Source organism: Paraburkholderia sp. GAS334 (assembly GCF_050436625.1).
Classification (GTDB): domain Bacteria; phylum Pseudomonadota; class Gammaproteobacteria; order Burkholderiales; family Burkholderiaceae; genus Paraburkholderia.
Genome location: NZ_JBNDMO010000080.1, coordinates 1 through 3,283, shown reverse-complemented (window position 1 = coordinate 3,283; position 3,283 = coordinate 1). Strand labels below are relative to the sequence as shown.

At 60.3% G+C, this 3,283-nt stretch carries 5 protein-coding genes; 2 read left to right on the top strand and 3 right to left on the bottom strand.

Annotated elements, in window-relative coordinates:
- Positions 1-119: 119 nt before the first annotated feature.
- Both P3T21_RS38225 and P3T21_RS38220 read left to right on the top strand, forming a co-directional pair.
- On the top strand, positions 120-413 hold the full coding sequence (locus P3T21_RS38225) for a hypothetical protein (RefSeq protein WP_429261028.1): 294 nt from the start codon (positions 120-122) through the stop codon (positions 411-413).
- 290 nt (positions 414-703) lie between these two features.
- A complete protein-coding gene (locus tag P3T21_RS38220) occupies positions 704-1,156 on the top strand; it encodes a hypothetical protein (RefSeq protein WP_429261027.1) in 453 nt (150 codons plus the stop codon).
- Positions 1,157-1,186: 30 nt separating this feature from the next.
- Here P3T21_RS38220 and P3T21_RS38215 read toward each other — a convergent pair whose 3' ends face one another.
- From P3T21_RS38215 to P3T21_RS38205, 3 genes are all read right to left on the bottom strand, one after another.
- Positions 1,187-1,711 (bottom strand): hypothetical protein, encoded by a 525-nt coding sequence (locus P3T21_RS38215; protein ID WP_429261026.1) that lies wholly within the window; start codon positions 1,709-1,711, stop codon positions 1,187-1,189.
- Between the two features lie 30 nt (positions 1,712-1,741).
- Positions 1,742-2,608 carry an Abi family protein gene (locus tag P3T21_RS38210; RefSeq protein WP_429261025.1) on the bottom strand — a complete coding sequence of 289 codons (867 nt, stop codon included), beginning with the start codon at positions 2,606-2,608 and terminating at the stop codon, positions 1,742-1,744.
- A gap of 255 nt (positions 2,609-2,863) precedes the next feature.
- On the bottom strand, positions 2,864-3,073 hold the full coding sequence (locus tag P3T21_RS38205; RefSeq protein WP_429261024.1) for a hypothetical protein: 210 nt from the start codon (positions 3,071-3,073) through the stop codon (positions 2,864-2,866).
- Positions 3,074-3,283: the final 210 nt, after the last annotated feature.

Below are 3,283 nucleotides of genomic sequence, written 5' to 3'. Positions count from 1 at the left end.
CCGGTCACCTACAAGGCGGTGACCCGAAAACCCACTCCGACCAAGCGCCCATACGCCCGCAATCCGAAATTGTGGTGCTAACAGGATAGCCCTTATCCATATACAGCTTGGAGGATGCAATGGAACATCTGGTGCGGGTGCAGAACGAGCGCGATCGTCAGGTTCTGGCGTGGCTCCGGATTCACGTAGGAGATCACGCCATTACCGATGCGGTACGGCAATGGGGTGGCCCATCGAAGCCTTACCTGTCGACGATATGCAGGCAGCTCGGCGTTGTGGTGCCTCGTGGCTTGAGCTCGATGCGGGTTACACCCAGTCCCGTCGCCCGTGCGTCGCTGGCCAGCATTCGGGCGATACTGGCTGCGCCGACGACCCGGATGGGCGCCGGCCACGTCGGTCCGCGACGACTTTGAAGGGCAATTGCCCCGGCGGCAGAATCGCGCACAATGACCATGCAGGCTCATTCACATCGTGCGCGACTCGTTCCCTGTGGGCGTGATAGATTCTCGGGCTGCCACACATACAAGACCAACGCCCGCTAACCATGCATTCGAAAACAGCCCTTGTCGTCAGCCTGTGTGCCATCGCCGCGCTCGCCGCCTGTTCAAGCAAATCGGACATCAGCGAGACCAATTTCGCTGCGGCTCTCAACGAGGTGATGAAGTTGCAGCCACCGCGATGCCTCCCTCCAGCGGAGTATCCGGTGACTGCGAGTCTTTCCGACGCGGGCAGTCCGGTCGGGTTTCTGGACGCCGGGCAGGCGTTGACTAGGGCGGGACTACTCGTTGCGACGCCAGTCACAGCGCGGGAGTCGGTCTATCGTGAACCCGGCTTGCGTTTCTCCCCGAGCAGCGAGGGACTCAAACAGATGGCCCTGTACCGAGACGCTCCAGGTCTCACAAAAGGCGTACCGCGGTTTTGCTATGGACATGGCGTGCTCAACAAGGTCACACGCTGGGAAGATTTTGAACCTGTAGACGGACGCAAGAGCATGCGGGTGTACTTCACGTACTCTGTTCCCGACGCTGCGGAGTGGGCCAGGCGTAGCGACGTTCAGAAAGCGTTCCCGGTCGTCGCGGCTGACATGAGCGGGACCTTCGAGCCACACGTGATCGTGAGCCTCATCGACGGGCAATGGAAAGTGGTGAATCGCTGACGAATGCGCCGGGCGATCGCGATCCGCGCGTCAGCCGCCGTATTCGAGTTCAACGACAAGGCGAGCGGCAGTGCCGCGCAGTTTGCTTTCGGCGTCGATCTCCGGCAGACCGTTTTCGACGCCCATAAACAGGTTCACCCGAATATCGTTTGCGACTGTCGCCAGTTCGTACCGGCCTGCAGCGCCGCTGTTGGAAAACACCCAGACGACCGAGCCCAGGGACGGCAGTAGCTGCCTGAGATCGTCCATCGTCAGTGGTGCACCGTCCGTGATCGGTCGCAGGGTAGACGTGGCCGAACGCGTGACACCTGGCTCCTCCAGTGACAGGCGGATGGTGGTGCCAACGACCGGGGCGACGCGAAGATGACGCTTCGCATACGCCTTCATGGCCCAAAGAGGACACGTGTTTTTTCGCGAAAGGGTTGCGATTCCGGGGTCAACGAGGCACTTCCGCTGGATCACAAATGGCGCACAAATAGGAAAGGGGCGCTTTCGCGCCCCTTCGGTGAGCTTAGAGTGTTGCGCATCGTTGAGAGGCGTCTCCAGCGTTTTCATCAACAATCTTACGGTCTTCTGTATAGAACGTCAACTCCATGTCGCCGTCTTCTCCCATTCTTTGGGAAAACCAAGATGCTGCCCGGCGTCGAAAAACCGGCAGGAATTTACGCACCGCGCCAGCGCTTCCCGCCACGCTGCGCCGTATCCCAACGGGTCCAGCAGTGCTTTCATCATGGTGGCACGGGCATAGAAAGTCGTGTTGTTTTTCATGCCCGGGCTGTATCTGCCGAGCGGACCCGTCGCACCAGGCGTAACGGGCGCAGAAACCGTTAACTTCATATCCCATAGTCGCGCGTGATGGGCGCACGCGTTTCGCAGCACCGTCAACGATCGCAGCCACGAAACAAGCACCGCATCGGGCACTTCGGACCAGACATGTCGCGCGACCGTCTTGCGGTGCGCCACGGACAAAGCGTCGAACATGCGCGAGAGTGCCCCAAGCGACAAATGTTCGCATACGAGCCACGTCGGCGGCAGGTCGGGCTGAACGTAGGTTTCATAATAATGCGTCAATCCCGGCCCTTTCTTCTCACTGCATTCGCGCGAAACGGTCGACAGTACCCCCGTGTACGCGCGAATGTCCGTGAACAGGCTCTTATCGGCGTACCAGTGGCTCCCGTGAGTTTGCGCGAGCGGGTTACTGAGTGCCGAACGCAGTGCAACCTCAATCCGTTCGATTGCATCCATCGTGACGCTGCGCAAATGCCGATCGAAATCATACAGCGCCACGACGTCGCTGAACCTCGTGCCGAATCTGAAACGCTTGGTGGCCGGATTCTGAAACCGGCGCATATAGATCAGCAGCCGGTAATAGCCGATTGAGACGAGCGCGCGGCGATTTGCTGGACGGTCGTCGATGCGCAGGTTGCGGTCCCATAATCGCTGCAGGGTCACTTCGACGTCGAGCGGCAGCTTTGCGTAGATTCGGGTTGGAGCTGGCGGTGGTGTTGGTCGCCGTCGGCGCGATGTTGCCATTGATGTATGTGTGCCGGCGTTGCCGGTGTCTGTATTGTCCCGGCGCTATTTTACTGACCTTGGCCATGAGTCAAGACGCCGCGCTGAAGCCTCGACCAGAACTCGCTCGCTCGTGGTGTTTGTCGCCCAGCCCGACCGGGAACGCGCCTGCGAGGTATGGACCTCTTTAGTCGTTCAACGGAGTGGGGCCGGACGACGACCAGCGCCGAATGATGCCAGCAGATCCCTTGCGCGGGCGAGGAACACATTGGGGTGACGAGCGAAGATCTCTTCAAACGCCACGCCCGTTTCACGTAACCGGCCGCTCTTAATGTCATCTCTCATCGAAAGAAGGAACGTCTCGGCCCCGGCGATCGGGCCGGGCACCGCGAGCGCGGCGGCCATCAGTCGCCCCGACGTCTTCGTGACGAGGTCGCTGCCCCAGATGCGAACCACTGCGTCGACGATTTCGGCCGCAGGGGCAGTCAGCGGCGGCGCTGCGCACGCCAGGCTCAGCTGGCGTAGACCGCATTAAATTTGTCACCGTTGCGACAGTAATTCTGTCACCCATTGAAAGGCCGAGGTAAACGGGTAAATCGTCTCCTTGGCGCATTG

What these genes read in the sequence shown, in the direction of transcription:
- P3T21_RS38205 (WP_429261024.1), bottom strand. Translation starts at nt 3,073, where the DNA reads ATGGCCGCCGCGCTCGCGGTGCCCGGCCCGATCGCCGGGGCCGAGACG.
- P3T21_RS38225 (WP_429261028.1), top strand. Translation starts at nt 120, where the DNA reads ATGGAACATCTGGTGCGGGTGCAGAACGAGCGCGATCGTCAGGTTCTG.
- P3T21_RS38215 (WP_429261026.1), bottom strand. Translation starts at nt 1,711, where the DNA reads ATGAAAACGCTGGAGACGCCTCTCAACGATGCGCAACACTCTAAGCTC.